18 protein-coding genes and 1 tRNA gene are annotated in these 21095 nt (G+C 57.4%); 15 read left to right on the forward strand and 4 right to left on the reverse strand.

The window, feature by feature from the left end; all coding sequences use genetic code 11:
* Positions 1-5: 5 nt before the first annotated feature.
* From nirJ1 to dnaJ, 13 genes are all read left to right on the forward strand, one after another.
* A complete protein-coding gene (gene nirJ1 / locus OL236_RS01555; protein WP_265071077.1) occupies positions 6-1202 on the forward strand; it encodes a putative heme d1 biosynthesis radical SAM protein NirJ1 in 1197 nt (398 codons plus the stop codon).
* On the forward strand, positions 1199-2191 hold the full coding sequence (gene nirJ2 / locus OL236_RS01560) for a putative heme d1 biosynthesis radical SAM protein NirJ2 (protein WP_265071078.1): 993 nt from the start codon (positions 1199-1201) through the stop codon (positions 2189-2191). Before nirJ1 ends, nirJ2 begins: the two co-directional genes overlap by 4 nt.
* Positions 2192-2329: 138 nt before the next feature.
* Complete coding sequence (locus OL236_RS01565; RefSeq protein WP_265071079.1) at positions 2330-3145, forward strand: HAD family hydrolase; 816 nt, start codon at positions 2330-2332, stop codon at positions 3143-3145.
* Entirely contained in the window at positions 3142-3990 is an 849-nt protein-coding gene (locus tag OL236_RS01570) for a histidinol-phosphatase (protein ID WP_264919638.1), read from the forward strand. The genes OL236_RS01565 and OL236_RS01570 overlap by 4 nt, the downstream gene beginning before the upstream one ends.
* A 108-nt stretch (positions 3991-4098) precedes the next feature.
* Entirely contained in the window at positions 4099-4440 is a 342-nt protein-coding gene (locus OL236_RS01575) for a nucleotidyltransferase family protein (protein ID WP_265071080.1), read from the forward strand.
* 27 nt (positions 4441-4467) lie between these two features.
* Positions 4468-5400 carry a hypothetical protein gene (locus OL236_RS01580; RefSeq protein WP_265071081.1) on the forward strand — a complete coding sequence of 311 codons (933 nt, stop codon included), beginning with the start codon at positions 4468-4470 and terminating at the stop codon, positions 5398-5400.
* A 92-nt stretch (positions 5401-5492) separates the two neighbouring features.
* Positions 5493-7289, forward strand: a complete 1797-nt coding sequence (gene lepA / locus OL236_RS01585; RefSeq protein ID WP_265071764.1) for a translation elongation factor 4 — start codon at positions 5493-5495, stop codon at positions 7287-7289.
* A gap of 87 nt (positions 7290-7376) precedes the next feature.
* Complete coding sequence (gene hemW, locus OL236_RS01590; protein ID WP_265071082.1) at positions 7377-8528, forward strand: radical SAM family heme chaperone HemW; 1152 nt, start codon at positions 7377-7379, stop codon at positions 8526-8528.
* 81 nt (positions 8529-8609) lie between these two features.
* The gene (locus OL236_RS01595) at positions 8610-8780 is read left to right on the forward strand and encodes a YjfB family protein (protein WP_265071083.1); all 171 of its coding nucleotides are present in this window, start codon (positions 8610-8612) and stop codon (positions 8778-8780) included.
* Between the two features lie 541 nt (positions 8781-9321).
* Positions 9322-10350, forward strand: coding sequence for a heat-inducible transcriptional repressor HrcA (gene hrcA, locus OL236_RS01600; protein WP_265071084.1), 1029 nt, complete (start codon positions 9322-9324; stop codon positions 10348-10350).
* A 30-nt stretch (positions 10351-10380) separates the two neighbouring features.
* Positions 10381-11022: a nucleotide exchange factor GrpE gene (gene grpE / locus OL236_RS01605; RefSeq protein WP_265071085.1), complete on the forward strand. Its 642-nt coding sequence runs from the start codon at positions 10381-10383 to the stop codon at positions 11020-11022.
* A 53-nt stretch (positions 11023-11075) separates the two neighbouring features.
* Positions 11076-12938 (forward strand): molecular chaperone DnaK, encoded by a 1863-nt coding sequence (gene dnaK, locus OL236_RS01610; RefSeq protein ID WP_265071086.1) that lies wholly within the window; start codon positions 11076-11078, stop codon positions 12936-12938.
* A gap of 97 nt (positions 12939-13035) precedes the next feature.
* The gene (dnaJ, locus tag OL236_RS01615) at positions 13036-14205 is read left to right on the forward strand and encodes a molecular chaperone DnaJ (protein WP_265071087.1); all 1170 of its coding nucleotides are present in this window, start codon (positions 13036-13038) and stop codon (positions 14203-14205) included.
* Between the two features lie 136 nt (positions 14206-14341).
* Here the strand turns inward: dnaJ and OL236_RS01620 are convergent, their stop codons facing one another.
* The 3 genes from OL236_RS01620 to OL236_RS01630 form a co-directional block, all read right to left on the reverse strand.
* Positions 14342-14983, reverse strand: a complete 642-nt coding sequence (locus OL236_RS01620; RefSeq protein ID WP_265071088.1) for a DNA-3-methyladenine glycosylase family protein — start codon at positions 14981-14983, stop codon at positions 14342-14344.
* Positions 14984-14994: 11 nt separating this feature from the next.
* Positions 14995-15423, reverse strand: a complete 429-nt coding sequence (locus OL236_RS01625) for an EamA family transporter (protein ID WP_265071089.1) — start codon at positions 15421-15423, stop codon at positions 14995-14997.
* 635 nt (positions 15424-16058) lie between these two features.
* Positions 16059-16135 (reverse strand) — tRNA-Pro (locus OL236_RS01630).
* A gap of 306 nt (positions 16136-16441) precedes the next feature.
* Between OL236_RS01630 and hcp the strand changes: the two genes are divergently transcribed.
* Positions 16442-18079: a hydroxylamine reductase gene (gene hcp, locus OL236_RS01635; protein ID WP_265071090.1), complete on the forward strand. Its 1638-nt coding sequence runs from the start codon at positions 16442-16444 to the stop codon at positions 18077-18079.
* A 203-nt stretch (positions 18080-18282) separates the two neighbouring features.
* Here the strand turns inward: hcp and OL236_RS01640 are convergent, their stop codons facing one another.
* Positions 18283-19578: a bacteriohemerythrin gene (locus tag OL236_RS01640; RefSeq protein ID WP_265071091.1), complete on the reverse strand. Its 1296-nt coding sequence runs from the start codon at positions 19576-19578 to the stop codon at positions 18283-18285.
* A gap of 145 nt (positions 19579-19723) precedes the next feature.
* Between OL236_RS01640 and OL236_RS01645 the strand changes: the two genes are divergently transcribed.
* The gene (locus tag OL236_RS01645) at positions 19724-21046 is read left to right on the forward strand and encodes a replication-associated recombination protein A (RefSeq protein WP_413777382.1); all 1323 of its coding nucleotides are present in this window, start codon (positions 19724-19726) and stop codon (positions 21044-21046) included.
* Positions 21047-21095: the final 49 nt, after the last annotated feature.

Below are 21095 nucleotides of genomic sequence, written 5' to 3' on the forward strand. Positions count from 1 at the left end.
ATTTCATGATCAGTGTAACGAAGCTTCTTTTTGCGCGCGAGTATTTCGGCGACTCGCTGCGCTATACGAAGAATGCGCATCGAATGAAAAACGGTGCGGCCGAGGGAATGGGCCCCGTCGTCGTCTGGAATTCGACGAAGACGTGCAACCTCAAGTGTCGCCATTGCTACATGAACTCGGACGCCAAGAAGTATCAGGATGAGCTGACGACAGAGGAGGCGCGGCGCTTCATCGACGACCTCACTGACTTTCGCGTGCCCGTTTTGCTCTTTTCGGGCGGCGAACCGCTCCTTCGTCCCGACTTCTTCGAGCTTGCCGAGCACGCGGCGGCAAAGGGCGTGCGCCCGACGCTCTCGACGAACGGCACGCTCATTGACCGCGCGACGGCGCAGCGCATTAAGGACATCGGCGTGGGCTACGTCGGCATCTCGCTTGACGGTCTCAAGGATGTGAACGACAAGTTCCGCGGCAAGGAGGGCGCCTACGAGGCTGCCATGCGCGGCATAGAGAACTGCACGGCGGTCGGGCAGCGCGTGGGGCTTCGTTTCACGATCAACCATCATAACATCATGGAACTCGACAAGATCTTCGATTTCATCGAGGAGGAGGGCATCAACCGCGTGTGCTTCTATCACCTCGTCTACTCGGGGCGCGGCAACGCGATGATGGAAGAGGATGTGACGGCACAGGAATCGCGACGCGCCATGGATACAATCATCCGCCGCACGCAGGACTTCGAGGAGCGCGGTCTGGAAAAGGAGATCCTGACGGTTGACAATCACTGTGACGGCGTTTACATCTACTTGAAAACGCTCAGGGAGAAGGGCGAGGCAGCGGCCGAGCATGTGTGGAAGCACATTTCGATGAACGGCGGCAACCGCTCGGGCATCGCTTTCGGCGAGGTCGATCCCTTAGGCTACGTCCATCCCGATCAGTTCACGCAGCACCATACCTTCGGCAATGTGCGCGAGAGGAAGTTCGGCGATATCTGGCAGGACACGTCGAACGCCATCCTAGCGGGACTCAAGGATCGAAAGCCGCTTCTTAAGGGTCGATGTTCCTCGTGCCGCTACCTCTCGTGCTGCAACGGCAACTTCCGCACGCGTGCTGAGGCGCGTACGGGCGATTTCTGGGCAAGCGATCCTTCGTGCTATCTGACGGACGAGGAGATCGGACTTGCGCGTGAGGAGGCGGCGATATGATCATCTCGTGGAACACGACGAACGCTTGCAACATGTACTGCAAGCACTGCTACCGCGATGCGGGCTGCAAGGCGGAGGAGGAGCTTTCGACGGTGGAGGCGAAGAAGCTCCTCGATGAGATCGCGCGTGCGGGCTTCAAGATCATGATCTTTTCGGGTGGCGAGCCTCTGACGCGCCCCGACATTCTGGAACTTGTAGAGCATGCGACGAAGCTTGGTTTGCGCTCGGTCTTCGGCACAAACGGCACGCTGATCACGCCCGAGATGGCACGCGCCTTAAAGGCGGCGGGCGCGATGGGTATGGGAATTTCGCTCGACTCGATGTCGCCTGCGAAGCACGATACGTTCCGCAGCTATCCGGGCGGCTGGGCGGGCGCTGTCGAAGGCATGAAGAATTGCCGCGCGGCGGGGCTGCCGTTTCAGATTCATACGACGGTCATGGACTGGAACGAGAAGGAATTGGAGGCGATCACGGACTTCGCCGTGGAACTCGGCGCTGTGGCGCACCACTTCTTCTTCCTCGTGCCGACGGGACGTGCCGAGACGATCGAGGAGGAGTCGCTTCGTGCCGAGGCGTACGAGAGCGTTCTGACGCGCATCATGAAAAAGTCGGAGGAAGTGGATATCGAGCTGAAGCCGACGTGCGCACCGCAGTTTTTGCGCATCGCGGGGCAGATGGGCATCAAGACGCGCTTTCGGCGAGGCTGTCTCGCGGGACTCAGCTACTGCATCATCAGCCCGCGCGGCAAGGTGCAGCCGTGCGCCTATCTCAACATGGAGCTTGGCGACGTGCGAAAGACGCCGTTCGACGAGATCTGGAGGAACAGCGAGGTGCTGAACAAGCTGCGCACGCTCGAATATTCGGGCGGCTGCGGCACTTGTGACTACAAGCGTGCCTGCGGCGGCTGCCGTGCGCGTGCTGCCTACTACAACGATGGCGATTATATGGCGGAAGAGCCTTGGTGTCTTTACCACGGGCGCAAGGGATAGTATAATTAGTTAGGCAGGGGCGACGGTGCGCCAGAAAGCGTGCCGCCGCCCTTTTGCGTGAGGCGGCGCGGGATGCTCAAACGGCGGATGTTCGTGCGTGCAGCCTGCAGCAATGGGGGTTGAAGAAAGGCGGCTTTTATGATCAAGCTGGTATTTTGTGATATGGACGGCACGCTTCTCGATGGGCAGGGAAATCTGCCTGAAGGACTCGGTGCGATTCTCGCCGAACTCAAGGAGCACGGCGTGATCTTTGCGCCTGCGAGCGGCAGGCAGTATGCGGCGCTTCTGCGCCATTTCCGACCATGGGCGGAGGATCTCATCTTCTGCGCGGAAAACGGCGCCTACGTCGTGCGGCGCGGCGAGGAACTTTTCTCCGCAACGATCGCGCCCGCCTTGTGCGAGGAAATCGTGCACCGAGCCACTGCTGTCCAAGGCGGTTATACCGTCTGGTGCGGCAAGGAGTACGCCTATGTGACGGAGCGCAACGAGGCGTTCTTTAGAGAGATGCAGCAGTATTTCACGGAATACAAGCTGGTCGGGAGCTTCGATGCCGTGCATGATGCGGCGATCAAGTTTTCTATATGCGATCCTGTGGAGGCGGATGCTGAGCGCACGATCTATCCTTCGCTGCAGGACTTGTCCGAGGAGCTGAAGGTCGTCGTCTCCTCGAACTATTGGGTGGACATCATGCAAAAAGATGTGAACAAGGGCGCCGCCGTGCGCCGCGTGCAGCAGCTTCTGGGCATTCGCCCCGAAGAGTGCCTTGCCTTCGGCGACTATCTGAACGACGTCGAGATGCTCGGCGCGGTAGGCGAGAGCTACGCGATGGAGAATGCGCACCCGAAGGCGAAGGCGGCGGCGAAGCATATCGCGCCGCCCAACACGCAGCACGGCGTGCTGCGCATCCTGCGCCGGCTGCTCGATGAAGGAAAGATGCAAGGAGGAAGATCATGAAGCTCGACTATCATATGCATTTGGAATACGGCTCTTACGATGAAGCGTGGGTGGAAGGTTTTTTCCGTGCGGCGGCGGCGCGCGGCGTGGCGGAGATCGGCTTTTCCGAGCACAGTCACACGTTTCCGGAGTTTGAATCGCTCTATTACGATGATCTCATCTTGGACGACTCCTTCGTCGGCAGTTTTCAGCAGAAGTGGCTGAAGAAGAACAAGTTCAAGTATACGCTCGAAGAATACTTCGCCTTCATGGCAAAGCTCAAGGAAAAGCACGCGGTCAAGACGGGCATCGAGGTCTGCAACTTCCAAGATCAGACGGCTGTTGCAAAAATCCTCGGCAGCTGCGATTTTGACTATGTGATCGGATCGGTGCACTTCATTCGCGGCTGGGCGTACGACTGGTCCGAGATCAAGGCGGAGTGGGATCGCATCGCGCTCTTTGACATCTACGAATGGTACACGCAGGAGATCGAGAAGCTCTGCGCCTCGAAGCTCTACGATGTGCTCGGGCATCCGTTCAACATCCGCCTCTTCCGCTACTTCCCCGATTTTGACGTCACGCCGTTCTTGGAGCGCGCCGTGTGCGCGATGGAAAAGGCTCAGATGGCGGTCGACATCAACACGGGTACGCTCTACCGCTATCCGATTGCGGAGATCTCGCCCTACGAGGATTTCATGCGCCTCGCGGCGGCGCACAAACTGCCTGTCATCACGACCTCGGATGCGCACAAGCCCGAGGATGCGGGCGCGTACAATGACGAGGCCGTCGCCTACGCACGGCGCTTCGGCTACGAGACGACACTGCGCTTCACGAAGAGGGAGCGCGAGGTCGTGCCGCTCGGCTGATCGTTGCAGCCGCTCCTTTCACCTCTTGCCAGACATGCGGATTTTTCGTACAATAGAAAGAGCGAGATGCAGTGCGGCAAGACTGTTGAATGAGAGGAGGGTTTCCTGATGGTTTTGACCTTGGATGAAATCCGCGAAAAAGTTCGCCCAATCTGTGAGGCGTACAAGGTGAAGCGACTCTTCCTGTTCGGCTCTTATGCACGTGGAGAAGCTACGAAAGAAAGCGATGTGGACTTTCATATTATGTTGGACGAAGAAACGACTTTGTTGGAATTGGGTGGACTCTATGTAGATCTGGAGGACGCTTTGCAAAAGGAAGTCGATATCGCTACACAAGTTCCAAAGGAGCAGGAGATTTTCGGGAAGTATATGGAAAAGGAAGAGATTTTGCTTTATGAAGATCAGCGAGAAAGATGCGCAGGTTCTGCGGAATATAGTCAAGCATTGTGACGCAATATGTTGTGAGGGGGAGTCGCCTTGAAAAACGCATGGGAGAAGTTCTGTTGCGCGGTTGTTGCCGTGCTTCTTTTTGCCGTCGTGCCGTGCCGCGCTCTTGCTGCGCCCGATGCGTCGGAAGAATGGTATTGGTTGGCATCGGATGCGAAGTACAGCAAGTATTTTGCGCCGAACGAAGTCACGGTCGTCAAGAGTCTCAATGTCGCAGGGTTGGAGCGTGCGATGCCAACGGTCATTCACGGCTGGATTAAAACGAGCTTCAGCTATGAAGGCGCAAAGGAGACGATTGCGAACTACGGCATCAAGGATATCCTGCCCGATCCGGCTGCGCTTGCCTACAGCCTCGCACTCGTCGAGGTCAGTCCGCAGAATCGCACTTTCCGCTATCTGGAAGAGGACTTTTACGATGCGCAGGGAAACATCCTTTGGTCGAAGCGCACGCCTGGCTCGGAAAAGGAAATGAACTCGCAGCAGTATGATGAAACCTTTTATGCGGCAATCGTCGACAGCGTTTTCGGCATGGGCGAACTGGAGCGTCTGACGAGTTCGGATCGCTGGTATGAGCTTTGGAAAGAAAAGCGGTCGGACGGAGGCGAGGAGAGCGCCATGGCGGACACCTCGACGATGCGGCTCAAAGGGGAACTGCTCTTTTATTGGGAGTGGGTCACGAAAAAGGACGCTAAGGGAAATACGTTGGAGGTGCAGTTCCTCAAGCGCGCCTTGAACGTGCCGATGGGCACGGTAAGCACGAAGGATGGCAAGACTTGGACGCCGCAAGCGGGGTGGCAGGATTTGGAGGAGACGGATCTGACGTTTCACGGCATCCAGCAGGGCAGCAGGGAATATACGGGACTCCTGCGCCTGCGTACCTACACGGCGAAAAACCTCGCGTGGCTCTATCGCGCGAGCTTGGAGCCGAACGCCGAGCGGCGTCTCCAACGCGATGAGGAGTGAGGTGCGGGCATCACGCTGGGCATCTTTGTCATGAGGAGTGGCTCGCCCCGTAGGAAAGTCAACGAGCCGATGGACAAGGAAAGGAATTTTTGATGCAGAACAAATACATCCGCAATTTCTCGATTATCGCGCACATCGACCATGGTAAGTCGACGCTTGCCGACCGCCTCATTGAAAGCACGGGCACTTTGACTGAGCGCGAGATGGAGGCGCAGGTGCTCGACAATATGGAGCTTGAGCGTGAGCGCGGCATTACGATCAAGGCGCAGACCGTGCGCCTGCACTATCGCGGCAAGGACGGCGAGGTCTATGAACTCAATCTCATCGACACGCCGGGTCACGTCGATTTCACATACGAGGTGTCGAGAAGCCTTGCGGCCTGCGAGGGAGCGCTTCTCGTCGTCGATGCGGCGCAGGGCGTCGAAGCGCAGACGCTCGCAAACGTCTACATGGCGCTGGAGCACGATCTCGAAATCATCCCTGTCATCAATAAGATCGATTTGCCGAGCGCCGATCCCGAGCGCGTCAAAGAGGAGATCGAGGAGGCGATCGGCCTCGATGCGTCCGAGGCGATCCTGACTTCGGCGAAGACGGGCGTAGGCATCGAGGAGATCCTCGACGCCATCATCGAGCGCATCCCGCCGCCGAAGGGCGAGGACAATGCGCCGCTTCGCGCTTTGATCTTCGACTCGTACTTTGACTCGTACAAGGGCGCGATCGCGCATGTGCGCCTGATGGAAGGTCATATCAAGAAGGGCATGGAACTGAAGATGATGGCGACGGGCAAGACATTCGAGGTGACCGATGTCGGCTGCTTCCGTCCCGCACCTGCCGAGCTCGGCGAACTTACGGCGGGAGAAGTCGGCTTCGTCGCGGGAAGTTTGAAGAACGTGCGCGACGTGCTCGTCGGCGATACCGTGACGAGCGCGAAGAACCCTGCACCAGAGCCGCTGCCCGGCTATCGCGGCGTGACGCCGATGGTCTACTGCGGACTCTATCCCGTGGACAGCGCCGACTACGACAATTTGAAGGACGCGCTCGAAAAGCTGCAGCTCAATGATGCGGCGCTGATCTTCGAGCCGGAGACATCGATCGCACTTGGCTTCGGCTATCGCTGCGGTTTCTTGGGTCTTCTGCACATGGACGTCATCCAGGAGCGGTTGGAGCGCGAGTACGGCATGAAGCTCATCACGACGGCGCCCTCCGTCATCTACCACGTCCACAAGACGAACGGGACGATGCTCAAGGTCGACAATCCGTCGAAGCTTCCGCCGCCGACGGAGATCGACTTCATCGAGGAGCCGTTTGTCAAGGCGACGGTCATCGTGCCGAAGGACTATGTCGGCTCCGTCATGGAAGTCTCGCAGGAAAAGCGCGGCACGTTCGAGAGCATGGACTACCTCGACACGAATCGCGTCATGATCATCTACCACATTCCTTTGAGCGAGATCATCTACGACTACTTTGATCGCTTGAAATCGACGACGCGCGGCTATGCCTCGCTCGACTACGAGCTTGCCGACTATCGCCAGTCGCGCCTCGTGAAGCTTGACATTCTCTTGAACGGCGATCCCGTCGATGCATTGTCGACCATCGTCCACGCCGACCGCGCCGCGACGCGCGGCCGCCAGCTCGCGCAGAAGCTCAAGGAGATCATTCCGCAGCAGATGTTCGAGATTCCGATCCAGGCGGCTGTCGGCAACAAGATCATCGCGCGAGAGAACGTGCGTGCCATGCGAAAAGACGTGCTTGCCAAGTGCTACGGCGGCGACATATCGAGAAAGCGCAAGCTGCTTGAAAAGCAGAAAGAAGGCAAGAAGCGTATGAAGGCGGTCGGCAGCGTCGAAGTGCCGCAGGAAGCCTTCATGGCGATATTGAAGATCGACTGATTCCCGCGCGGTTCTGCGCTTCCTTTTATTGTGGGAATTGCCGAGCGAAGGGGAAAGCGAGAATTTGAAAGGAAAAGAGGCGGCAGAATGGGTGATTTCGGCGTGTATGTCCATATTCCCTTCTGCCGCCGCAAGTGCTTTTACTGCGACTTCCCTTCTTATGCAGGAGAAGAGCGATGGATGAGCCGCTACCGAGAAGCCCTGTGCCGCGAGATTGCGGCGCAGGGCTGTCGCTGTCTGCAGGAAGGGGCAGTGCGCACCGTCTACATCGGCGGCGGCACGCCGACAACGCTTGCGGCAGACGACCTTCTCGCCGTCGTCTGCACCGTGCGCGAGAGTTTTCGACTGACAGGCGAGGAAGAGTTCACGGTCGAGGCGAATCCCGGTACGGTCGATGCAAAGCTTCTCGAACGATTGCGCGAGGCGGGCGTCAACCGTCTGAGCTTCGGCGTGCAGTCGTTTTTCGATGCGCTGCTCACTGCTATCGGGCGCATTCATACGGCACGGGAGGCGGAGGATGCCGTGCGCATGGCGCAGAAGGCAGACTTTCGCGTGAGCCTTGACCTCATGTACGGTCTGCCTGGGCAGACGCTTTCTGATCTCAAGGACAGTGTGGCGCGAGCCGCTGCGCTCGGCATTGGTCACATCTCCGTCTACGGGCTTGCCGTCGAGGACGGCACGCCGTTCGCCCGCATGGAAGAGGCGGGGCGGCTTCATCTGCCGACGGATGACGAATGCGGCGATATGTACGACTATATCACGGCAGAACTGCCACGCTTGGGTTACCGCCGCTACGAAATCTCGAACTATGCGAGGGCGGGCGAAGAGAGCCGCCACAACCTCGCCTATTGGCAGGACGTGTCCTACATCGGTCTCGGCGCAGCGGCGCATTCGTATTGGCACGGACAGCGCACGGAGAATGAGCAGGATCTTTGCCGCTACATCGCGTGCATCGAAGGAGGCCTGTCGCCTGCAAGGGAAGAAGAGCCTTGCTCGCGCGAAAGCCATATCGAAGAATTCGCCTTCCTCGCGCTCCGCACGGCGTATGGTATTGATAAGAAGCGCTTTCGCGGCACTTTCGCCTCGGATGTGCACGAGGTCTATGGCGAAGTGATCGCGCGCTTGCAGGCGGCGGGGCTTGTTGAAGAAACGGCGGTGAGCATACGTCTGACAGAGCAGGGCATGAAGTTTGGCAACCGCGTCTTTGAAGCATTCTTGTTGGAAAGAGATGAAACGTAGCTGCCGCAAGCGGCTTTGCCGGCAAACTTTAAGCTTTCCTCTTATATGTACGATAAATAAGAGGAGAAAGGAGCGATTTCGATGGATATGAGCATAGCGGCGATGTCGGTCGATCTAAGCCAGGCACGCTTCTCGCAGCAGTTCGGCATCTCCGTCATGAAGATGGCGATGGATACGACGGAAGAAGCTGTGGGTGAGATGTTGGAAAGCCTCGACCCTGCGGTCGGCAACAATATTGATATTGCGGTATGAAAAAGAGGGCTGTCGCACAAAATGTGCGGCAGCCCCTTTTTGCTTGACTCGATCGGTTGACAGCGCAAGCCTGTGCAAGAGAAAGAAGCGTAAATTACACGCACAAACGTCCACTTTGTGGATATTGTGCGACGCCCTTACCAAAAACCGACCAATCAGTCAGCGCCCTTTGGGCTTGACTTCTTGGACTTTCATAGTAAAACTTTTTTGCGAAAGACAAAAAAGATGTTGACTTTTTGACTTTTATCGTGTATATTCTAGTCATGGGTTAGCACTCAAGGAGATTGAGTGCTAACAGCATGAACTACACGCACAAACGTCCACTTTGTGGACATTGTGCGCCGCCCTTAATGAAAGTTACCCAATCGGCCTGCGCCCTTCGGGCTTGGCTTCTTGGACTTTCATAGTAAACTACACGCACAAACGTCCACTTTGTGGACAAAAGTGCGCCGCCCTTAATGAAAGTTAGCCAATCGGCCTGCGCCTTTCGGGCTTGGTTTCTTGGACTTTCATAGTAGACCTTATCAGAGGGGGTGTGAAGATGCTTGATGAAAGGAAGCAGCGCATCCTGCAGGCGGTAGTCGATGACTACATCTCGTCGGCGGAGCCTGTCGGCTCGCGCACTGTGGCGCGGCGTCATGATTTCGGCGTTAGTCCGGCAACGATCCGCAACGAGATGGCGGATCTCGAGGATATGGGCTACTTGGAGCATTTGCACACGTCCTCTGGGCGCATCCCTTCGTCGAAAGGGTATCGACTCTATGTGGACAATCTGCTCTCGCCCGCGCCGATTGACGAGCGCGAGAGGGCGTTGATTGACCACTGGTATCGAAAGCGCGTCAAGCGCGTCGAGAGCGTCTTTCAGGAGACGGCGAAGATCATTTCGCGACTGACGAAGAATCTCGCGCTCGTCCTTGCGCCGCAGCTGGATGAAGCGGCTTTTCGCACGCTGCAGTTCGTGCCGCTGGGCGAAGATCGTGTCATCGCCGTCTTGATGACGGACGCGGGCTTCGTGGAGAACCGCGTCGTCAAGATGCCGAAAGGCGCGAGTTTCGAGGATTTCCAACGCATGGCGGAGGTCATCAACCGATGTCTGTCGGGCGAGAAGCTTTCCTCCATCGGCACGGCCGCTTTGAAGCGCATACGCGCCGAGGTCATGGACGAGTCGCTTTATCAGGCGGCAATGGAACTGATTTACGAAGCGCTCGACGAGGAGCGCAAGGAGCAGCGGCTCTATCTCGGCGGCACGACAGAGATGCTTGCGCAGCCGGAGTTTCGCGATGTGACGCGCGTGCGTGCGCTCCTCTCACTGCTCGAAGAGGAGAACTTCGTCAAAGACGTTCTGCAGAAGAAATCGCAGGAGGGACTCGTCGTCACGATCGGCCGTGAGAATGAGTACAGCGGCATTGAGGATTGCAGCATCATTCGCGCGACGTACCACTTGGATGGCGAGTGCTTGGGCACGATCGCCGTCTTAGGGCCGACGCGCATGGAGTACGGCAAGGCGATGGCGCTCTTGGGATATCTGAACCACCATATCGCTGCGCTTGTGCAGCCTTTCCGCTGGTAGCGGCATAGCATGAAATACGAGGTGAAGGGAATGCCATCATTCATGAAGGATGAGTTGAAGAAGAAGGACGAGGAAAAGCTCGAGGAGATGAAGCGCGAGATCGACGAGGCGGAGGCCGCAGACACTGCGGACGTCGCAGAAGAAGCGACGGGAGATGTCCGCGAGGAGACTGCCGAAGGAAGCCGTGAAGGTACCGAGGAGGCAGAAAATGGCGCGGACGATCCTGTGAAGCGTGCAGAAAAGCTTGAAGCCGATCTGGCAGAAAAGGACGCACAGATGCTGCGACTGCGCGCGGACTTCGACAACTTCCGCCGTCGTTCTGCGAAGGAGCGCGAAGAGCTTGCCGCCGTCGTCACCCAGGGCATCCTCACGGATATGCTGCCGCTCCTCGACAACTTCGAGCGTGCACTTTCCGCCGAAGGTTCTGACCTCGACAGCTTCCGCGCAGGCGTTTCCATGATCTACAAGCAGATGCAGGAAGCGCTCGCGAAGAACGGCTTGGAAGTCATTGATACGAAGGATAAGAAGTTCGACACGAACTTCCATCAGGCGGTCATGCGCGTGCAGGATCCCGAGAAGGAGGACGATACGATCGAGCAGGAACTGCAGAAAGGCTACATGGTAAAGGGGCGCGTCATACGCCCAAGCATGGTGCAGGTCGTTTCAAATTAAGTCAAATAGAGGAAACTCTTTTTATAGATATAAACATTTAGGAGGAATTCATCATGGCAAAAGCAATTGGCATCGATTTAGGTACCACGAACTCCGTCGTCTCCGTCATGGAGGGCGGCAAGCCCGTCGTCATCACGAACCCGGAGGGCAGCCGCCTGACGCCGTCCGTCGTCGGCTTCACGAAGACGGGCGAGCGTCTCATCGGCCAGCTCGCCAAGCGTCAGGCGGTATCGAACCCTGACCGCACGATCGCGTCGATCAAGCGTCACATGGGTGAGAAGGATTACAAGGTTTCCATCGACGGCAAGGACTACACGCCGCCTGAGATTTCGGCGATGATCCTGCAGAAGCTCAAAGCGGACGCGGAAGCCTACCTCGGCGAGACGGTGACGCAGGCGGTCATCACGGTGCCGGCGTACTTCAACGACAGCCAGCGCCAGGCGACGAAGGATGCGGGCAAGATCGCGGGTCTCGACGTCCTGCGCATCGTCAACGAGCCGACGGCGGCATCGCTGGCATACGGCGTCGACAAGGGCGGCGAGCACACGGTTCTCGTCTTTGACTTGGGCGGCGGCACGTTCGACGTTTCGATCCTCGAACTCAGCGAGGGCATGGTTGAAGTCAAGGCGACGAGCGGCGACACGCACTTGGGCGGCGACGACTTTGACCACGCCGTCATGAACTGGATGGTCGAGGAGTTCAAGAAGGAGAACGGCATCGACCTCTCCGCCGACAAGATGAGTGCACAGCGTCTGTTGGAAGCGGCGGAAAAGGCGAAGATCGAGCTTTCGAGCATGATGGAGACGCCGATCAATCTGCCGTTCATCACGGCGGACGCCACGGGTCCGAAGCATCTTGACTTGAAGCTCACGCGTGCCAAGTTTGATGAGCTTACGCACGATCTTGTCGAGCGCACGATGGGTCCGACGCGTCAGGCGATGTCGGATGCAGGTCTTTCGCCTTCGGACATCGACAAGGTGCTTCTCGTCGGCGGTTCGTCGCGCATCCCTGCCGTGCAGGAGGCCATCAAGGGCTACTTTGGCAAGGAGCCGGATCGCAGCGTGAACCCGGACGAGTGTGTTTCCATCGGTGCGGCAATTCAGGCCGGCATCATCGTCGGCGAAGTCAAGGACATGCTGCTCCTCGACGTCACGCCGCTTTCTCTGGGTATTGAGACCTTGGGCGGCGTTTCGACGAAGCTCATCGAGCGCAATACGACGATTCCTGTCAGGAAGAGCCAGATCTTCTCGACGGCAGCGGACAACCAGCCGTCGGTTGACATCCACGTCCTGCAGGGCGAGCGCGAGATGGCTGCGGGCAACAAGACGCTCGGACGCTTCGAGCTTTCCGATATCCCGCCGGCGCCGCGCGGCGTTCCTCGCATCGAGGTCGCCTTCGACATCGACGCAAACGGCATCGTGCACGTCTCCGCGAAGGATCTCGGCACGGGCAAGGAGCAGAAGATCACGATCCAGTCCGACAGCGGCATGAGCAAGGACGACATTGACCGCATGGTCAAGGAAGCTCAGGCACATGAGGCCGAGGACAAGAAGCAGAAGGAGACCGTGGAGGTCAGAAACCGTGCCGATTCGGCTGTCTATCAGGCGGAGAAGGCGATCAAGGATCTCGGCGACAAGGTCGACAAGGCGAAGGCGGACGAAGTGCAGGCGGCGGCCGACAAGGTCAAAGAAGCGCTGAAGGGCACGGACACGGACGCCATCAAGAAGGCGACGGAAGAGCTGGAAAAGCCGCTCTATGAGATGAGCGCGGCAGCGTACCAGCAGGCGGGCGGCCCTGAGGCTGCAGCAGGCGCGGGCGCAGCTCCCGGTGCAGGTGCAACGGACGCGGGTGCGAAGAGCGAGGACGACAACGTCGTCGATGCCGAGTACACGGAAGTCAAGGACGACAAGAAATAAGCGCAAGAAGTGACGGAGAGTGTGGAGCGTGGAGTTCATGCTCCGCACTCTTTTGACGATAAAGGACAGGCGCACTGGGCGCTGTGAGGTGTTTATTGTGAGCGAGAAACGCGATTACTATGAGGTGCTCGGCCTCTCTAAAGGCGCTTCGGATGCGGACATCAAGAAGGCGTTCAAGAAGATGGCGCGCAAGTACCATCCCGATTTGAACCGCGACAATCCGAAGGAAGCTGCCGAGAAGTTCAAGGAGGTCAACGAGGCTTATCAAGTCCTCTCCGATCCGCAGAAGAAATCGACGTACGATCAGTTTGGCCACGCGGCGTTTGACGGTGCGGGTGGCGGTGCAGGAGGCGCAGGGGGCTTCGGCGGTTTCGGCGGCGGCTTCGGCGGCTTTGGCGGCGGCATGGGCGGCTTCGGCATGGACGACATCATGGACGCCTTCTTCGGCGGCGGCGGTCGTCGTCGTGGGCCGAAAGGCCCTGAGCCGGGCAACGACCTGCGCTATGACTTGGAGATCACCTTTGAAGAAGCGGCATTCGGCAAGGAGGTCGAACTGACGGTTCCGCGCACGGAGAATTGTGATGCGTGTCACGGCACGGGCGCGGCCGAGGGCACGAAGCCCGAGACGTGTCCCGACTGCCACGGCACGGGTCAGGTGCAGAAGGCGCAGCGCACGCCGCTCGGCAACTTCATGACCTCGCGTCCGTGCAGCCGCTGCGGCGGCACGGGGCAGGTCGTCAAGAATCCGTGCAAGAAGTGCGGCGGCACGGGTCACACGCGCGTCAACCGCAAGATCGAGGTCAAGATCCCTGCGGGCATCGACGAGGGGCAGCGCGTGCGCATCTCGGGCGGCGGCGAAGCGGGGCAGCGCGGCGGTCCGAATGGCGATCTCTACGTCTATATCTATGTGAAGCATCACAAGCTGTTCAAGAGGAGCGGCGCGGACGTCATCAGCGAGGTGCCGATCTCCTTTGTGCAGGCGGCGCTCGGCGACACGATCGAGGTGCCGACCATCGACGGCAAGGCGGAACTCAAGATTCCCGCGGGCATCCAATCGGGCACGGTGCTCCGCATGCGCGGCAAGGGCATCCCGCATCTAAGAGGCACGGGGCGCGGCGATCAGCATGTGCGCGTCAAGGTCTTGACGCCGCAGAAGCTTACGAGCAAGCAGAAGGACGCACTGAAGGCATTCGGCGACCTCTGCGGCGAAAGCGTCAATCCCGAGCAGAAGACGTTCAAGGATACGCTGAAGAGTTTCTTCAAGTGAATATTCGGCGCGAAGTGATTGTCGCGAAAAGGCTAGGAAAGGGGAGCTGCTCCGGCAGCTCCCCTTTGTGCTTGCAATATTGGCGGTTTTGTTCAAACGTTATATGCACGTTGTCTTTGCTTTTGCGATGCGTCCGCTATTTCTTTCGCGCGGCCGGATCGCTCAATCCCTCGATTGCGCCACCTGCAATCGCCCATAGGTAGAGGCTGGCGGTACTTGCGTAGGGAGAGTAGCGCTTCTTGTAGCGCTCGAATCTCCTGCGGTCGATTTCCTTGTGCCGGTAGAGCATCCGCAGGCCGCGCTGTATGCCGAGGTCGCCGAAGCTCAGGACGTCGGGACGCCGTAGCGTGAAGATCAGCAGCATTTCCGCCGTCCAGTCGCCGATGCCTTTGAGTGAGGAGAGGGCGCAGATGACCTCGTCATCGCTCATCGCATACAAGGCGGCGATATTGAAATCACGGTTCGCAACCTTCTCGGCAAAGTCCATGATGTAGTCGACCTTGCGAAAACTCGTGCCGACGGCCTGCAGTTCCTCGCGTCCAAGGGAAAGCAGATGCGCCGCATCCACCGTGCAGACCTTCTCACAGAGCCTTGCCCAGACGGCTTCCTGCGCCTTCGTCGAGATCTGCTGCCCGATGATGTGATGCACGACGGCGGAAAACACGTCGTCATGCACGGGACGCTCCAGCACACCGAGGCTCTCGATGACGGCGGCGAGTTTCTTGTCCTTGGACTTCAAATAGGCGATTTCCTTTTCGCCGCAGGGAACATACATCATGTGCGTCCTTTCTACAGTACGGCGATGATCAAACTGCCGAGAGAGATGAGAAAGATGCCGATGCCGTGCGTGAGGCTGACTTCTTCCTCAAAAATGAGGATGGCAAGGAGGACGGCGAAGACGACGCTGAGCTTGTCTATGGGAGCGACGCGCGAAACGTCGCCAGTCTTCAGTGCCATGAAGTAGAAGAGCCACGATGTCGCTCCGGCAATGCCGCTCAAAGCGACGCATGCCAAGGCTCTGCGGTCGGCAAACACTTCGGGTAGATGTGAGGCATGTCCCTGCACGACCATGACCGCGACGAGGAAGATCGCCATGATGATGCTGCGCACAGCGGTAGCGACGCTGCTGTCCAGCCCTTCAAGGCCCATCTTGCCGAAGATGGAGACGAAGGCGGCGGAAAGTGCGGAGAGGAGAGCATAGAGAAGCCAAGAGGACATGAGTGAAACCTTTCTTTCCTTGTGGACGATACGAAAATATTGTATAATAGCGGCAGAGAACCACCAAAGGCTAAGCGGCTGCTTCTTCCACTTCCATTCTGAAAAGAAGGGAGGTGGCGCGTATGACTTCTTTCGAGTTGATCGTGATTTTGATCTTCGCGACAGGGTACATTATCGTGATAAAAAAGAAATAACCGCCCCCTCGCCAAAGGATAGCGGTTAGTTCTTAACCCATTTCTTTCGGAAGAGGTAGCCGTTTACGGTGGTTCTCTTCTTGTCTATATCATAGCAGATTCACGACACGCTTGCAAGTTTTTTGGTGTTTGGCGTACTACGGCTGATGGTACAACCACAATGGACATATATTGTCACGATAGCAACGAATTTGACGCATCAGACAGGAAGAAAATCGAAGAAGGATTGAGGGGCTTAGGTCTTGGAAACGAATAAGCGGGTATTTTAGGCATAAACTACACGCACAAACGTCCACTTTGTGGACATTGTGCGCCGCCCTTACAGAAACCTAACCAATCGGTCTGCACCCTCTGGGCTTGACCTCTTGGGGTTTCATGGTAAAAAAATGGAGCTATCCAAATAGCAGTTGGATAACCCCTGAAGCCTTGAAAATACTAAGCTGGTCGGAGCGACGGGATTTGAACCCACGACCTCTTCCACCCCAAGGAAGCGCTCTACCAAGCTGAGCCACGCCCCGACTGCTTTAGTATAGCAGACTTCTCCCGAAAAAGCTAGGGGAAATTTTCTTTTTTTAGAAAAACTTTGCGGCGGCAGGATTTTCGGATGGGGGGAGTGCTCGGCTGATCCATAATGGAAAGTATTTGAGATTGTGCGCGTGCAAAGGTATAGGAAGAAAGATTCTCACACAAGAGAATGAAGGACTTTTTTCGTTTCGGTAACAAGTGTTACCGAAGGGGCATGTTCTCTTTGCTATGATAAGGCTGTCAGGAGGAACTGCCTCGTGCGGGTTCTCGTTACATCGCAAAGAGAGAGGATGGTATATATGGAGAACAAGATGTTTTGCTTTCAGTGTCAGGAGACGGCGGGCTGCAAAGGCTGTACGCAGGTGGGCGTTTGCGGCAAGAAGCCGGAGGTCGCAGGACTTCAAGACCTTTTGGTTTATGTGACGAAAGGGATTTCTGCTGTTTCGACGGCGTTGCGCGAGGCGGGAAAGACGGTTTCCCAAGCGGTCAATGATCGCGTCACGCTGAATCTCTTCATCACGATTACGAATGCGAACTTCGACGATGCAGCGATTGCCGATGCGATCGAAGAGACGCTCAGCATGAAGGAAGATCTGCTGAAGGAGCTTGCCGACACGTCGAAGCTTCCGGCGGCGGCTCTTTGGAACGGTGCGAGGAGCGAATTCCAGGAAAAGGCGGCCTCGGCAGACGTTGGTGTTCTCGCGACGGAGAACGAGGACGTTCGTAGCCTCAGGGAGCTTGCGACGTACGGCCTCAAGGGTATGGCGGCGTACAATCATCATGCGAATGTCGTCGACTATCGCGATGAGGCGATCGACGCCTTCATGCAGAAGGCGTTGGCGAAGCTTCTTGACGACAGCCTCTCGGGCGACGACCTCACGGCTCTCGTGCTGGAGACGGGTAAGTACGGCGTCGATGTCATGGCGCTCCTGGACAAGGCGAATACGGAGACTTACGGCAATCCGGAAATCACGAAGGTTGATCTCGGAGTGCGCAAGAACCCGGGCATCTTGATTTCGGGTCACGATCTTAAGGATCTGAAGGAATTGCTCGATCAGACGGAGGGCACGGGCGTCGACGTTTATACGCACGGCGAAATGCTGCCTGCGCACTACTATCCGGCATTTAAGAAGTACGCACACTTCGCGGGCAACTACGGCAATGCTTGGTGGCAGCAGAAGGAAGAGTTTGAGGCGTTCAACGGCCCGATTCTCATGACGACGAACTGCATTGTGCCGCCGAAGGCGAGCTATCAGGATCGCATCTTCACAACGGCTGCCGTCGGTTTCCCCGGCTGTCCGCATATCGAAGAGAAGAATGGCAAGAAGGACTTCTCCGCTGTCATCGAGTTGGCGAAGAAGTGTGCGCCTCCGAAGGAATTGGAGCAGGGCGAGATCGTCGGTGGCTTTGCGCATGAGCAGGTCTTTGCGCTTGCCGACAAGGTGGTTGACGCCGTGAAGTCGGGCGCAATCAAGAAGTTTGTCGTCATGGCCGGCTGTGACGGTCGTCATAAGACACGCAGCTATTACCGCGATTTCGCCGAGGCTCTGCCGAAGGACACGGTCATTCTGACGGCGGGCTGCGCGAAGTACAAGTACATTAAGCTCAATCTCGGCGATATCGGCGGCATTCCGCGCGTGCTCGATGCGGGTCAGTGCAACGATTCGTACTCGCTGGCGCTCATCGCGCTGAAGCTCAAGGAAGTCTTCGGCCTCGCCGATGTGAACGAACTGCCGGTTGTCTACAACATCGCATGGTATGAGCAGAAGGCGGTTATCGTCCTCCTCGCGCTCCTGCACCTCGGCGTGAAGAACATCCATCTCGGACCGACGCTTCCGGCGTTCCTCTCGCCGAACGTCGCGAACGTGCTCGTCGAGACCTTCGGCATCGGCGGCATCACGGACGTCGAGAGCGACATCAAGAGCATGATCGGCTGAGCATCGTGTGTGCTGAAGCCGCATAGCGAAAAAGGGTTCCCTTTGCGAAAAGTAAGGGGAGCCCTTTTCTTATAAAAATTTCGGAGAGGGATGTAGAAATTTTATTTCAGGGACAAATCATGTCCCTAGATAGAACAAGGGCGGCGCATAAGTCGGGATGGACTTATGCGCTGCCCTGTTCATGTAAGGGACGGTCTATCGTGTCATTCTGTCAGCTTCGATGCCGCTTCTTCGATGTAGGGCATCTTCTTGTCAACCTTCAGGATATGCTGTACGAGCCAGTTGAGAAGGAATTTGATGAGTTTGTCGAGCGCGTCTTCCTGATCGCGGTCGATTTCGTCGAAGTCGATGTTGTTGAGCTTCTCGACGAAGGCTGTGTGTGCGGCGACCTGCTCGGCAAGGCCGTCGTAGTTGATGCTCTTCATGTAGCGCTCCTCATCGGCGAAGTGCTTGATCGTGTAGTCGCGCAGTTCTTCGATGATCTCGATGATGTCGTCGAATTTATCGACGCGGAACTCGTCATGCACGAGTTCGTATGTCTGGCGCACCAGGTCGAAGAGTGTTTCGTGCTCCTTGTCGACGAGCGGAATCTGCGTGCGGAATTCGTCGGTGAAGGCGAAGGGATCAGCGGGCGCCTTTTTCGCCTTGATGACCGTCGTCGTCGGCTTTGCCGTCTTGGACGCGGCTGCCTTTGCCGCAGGTTTGACGGCAGAAGTGGGTGCGGAGGCTGCTTCCTCCGTGGGCTTCTTTGCGGAGGCTTTCGTCACTTTTTTTGCGGGTTCGGCTGCTTTCGCGGCAGGCGCATCGCCCTTGCTGTCTTCATTAGCAGGTGCAGCGGCATTAGCAGGTGCAGCGGCATTGGCCGGCTTCGCGGCAGTGCGCTTCTTCGTCGTCTTTTTGGCGGGAGCGGCGGGGGCTTCTGGCATTTGGGCCGCCGGTGCTTTTGCCTCGATGGTCGTTTTCGCCTTCTTTTCGACGGAGGACGCGTGCTCTTCCTCGTTAGTTGTAGGTGCCGCTTCTCGTGCCTTGGCGGCTTCTTCGGGGTGCGCCGTTTCCGCTGCCCGCGCTTCCTTTGCTGCCCGCGCCTTCGCTTCGACGGCGGCGGCCTTTGCCTTCTTCAGTGCACTGCCGATCAGCATGTCGCTCGATAAAATGTGCTGCAGAAACCATTCGTTGAGGAAGTGCAGGAGACTCGTAAGCTCCTCGTGGTCGTTCTGGAAGTTCATCGAGGATTTGTGCTGGTCGATGACTTCGCGAAAATGTGCGTGCGCTTCCTTCTGATCTGCAAGTTCGCCGTCGCGCGACATGGCCATGATTTCTTCTTCGTAGACGTGCTGCTTGACGATATGATCGTTCATCGTCGCTAGGAGTTGACCGCTCAAGCGGTGGTACTCGTCCTCATGACCGGCGGCGAGCGCTACGCGCGCTTCTTCCATGTCTTCCAAGAGGCGGCGGTGTCCGTTGTCGATAAAGGGGATTCCTGTTTCAAAATTTTCCAAGAAGCGGTACATAAGGCTCACTCCATTTTTGCATAGTAATTCTCTTCTAAAGTATATCGTAGGTCAGGAGGTTTGTCTTAAGCTCGTCTTTTGACCCATAGCTATATCTGCTATAATGGAAAGAAATGAGGTGTGGAGGATGGAAATGGAACAGGAATCACTTTTTCGGCGAGAGATCGATTTGCCGCTGGCGGCGCGGATGCGCCCCAAAAGTCTCGCGGATTATGTGGGGCAGCAGCACCTCGTGGGCAAGGGAAAGATGCTCAGGAAGCTCATCGCCGAGGACAAGATCTTCTCGATGATCTTCTGGGGGCCGCCGGGCGTCGGCAAGACGACGCTCGCACGCATCATCGCGCGGGAGACGAAGGCTCGTTTCATCGACTTTTCCGCCGTGACGAGCGGCATCAAGGAGATCCGCACGGTCATGCAGGAGGCGGAGAAGAACACGGCGTACGGCGAGCGCACGATTCTTTTCGTCGATGAGATCCATCGCTTCAACAAGGCGCAGCAGGACGCCTTCCTGCCGTTTGTGGAGAAGGGAAGCATCATCCTCATCGGCGCGACGACGGAGAACCCGTCGTTCGAAATCAACAGCGCTCTTCTGTCGCGCTGCCGCGTCTTTGTGCTCAAGGCCTTGCAGAAGGAGGACATTTTGGGGCTTCTGCGCCGTGCGCTCGCCGCGCCCGAGGGCTTCGGCGAGCAGAAGGTGGAAATAGCGGATGATCTTCTGGAAGCTTTGGCCGTGTTCGCCAACGGTGATGCGCGAACGGCTCTTTCCACCTTGGAGATCGTCGTTTTGAACGGCGAGGTGGAAAAGGATGCGATCCGTGTCACGCGCGAAACGGTGGAGCAGTGTTTGGAGAAGAAATCGCTGCTCTATGACAAGAAGGGAGAGGAGCATTACAATCTGATTTCGGCGCTTCACAAATCGATGCGAAACTCCGATGCTGACGCTTCGGTTTACTGGCTCGCGCGCATGTTGGAAGCGGGTGAAGATCCCTTGTACATCGCGCGGCGCATCGTGCGTTTTGCGAGCGAGGATGTGGGACTTGCTGATCCGCGCGCCTTGGAGCTTGCCGTCGCGGCGTATCAGGCGTGCCATTTCATCGGCATGCCCGAGTGCTCGGTTCATTTGACGGAGGCCGCCGTTTACATGGCGCTCGCGCCGAAATCGAATGCGATGGAAGTCGCCTATTTGAAGGCAAAGGCCGATGCGACGAAGCGCCTCGCTGAGCCTGTGCCGCTCGTCATACGGAACGCCGTGACGCGGCTCATGAAGGATGAGGGTTACGGCAAGGGTTATCAATACGCGCACAACACGAAGGACAAGCTCACGAACATGCAGTGCCTGCCCGACGATCTTCTGGGAAGCGTCTACTACGAGCCGACGGAGGAGGGGCTTGAGGGTCGCTTCAAGGCGCGGCTCGCCGATATCAAGCGCTGGAAGAAGGAGCATGGCGCGAAGTAGCGGAGGTGCAGAAGCGAACGGAAAAGTGGCAGTACGGGGAAAAACCTTT

The sequence above is a fragment of the Selenomonas sputigena genome (genome assembly GCF_026015965.1).
GTDB lineage: Bacteria > Bacillota > Negativicutes > Selenomonadales > Selenomonadaceae > Selenomonas.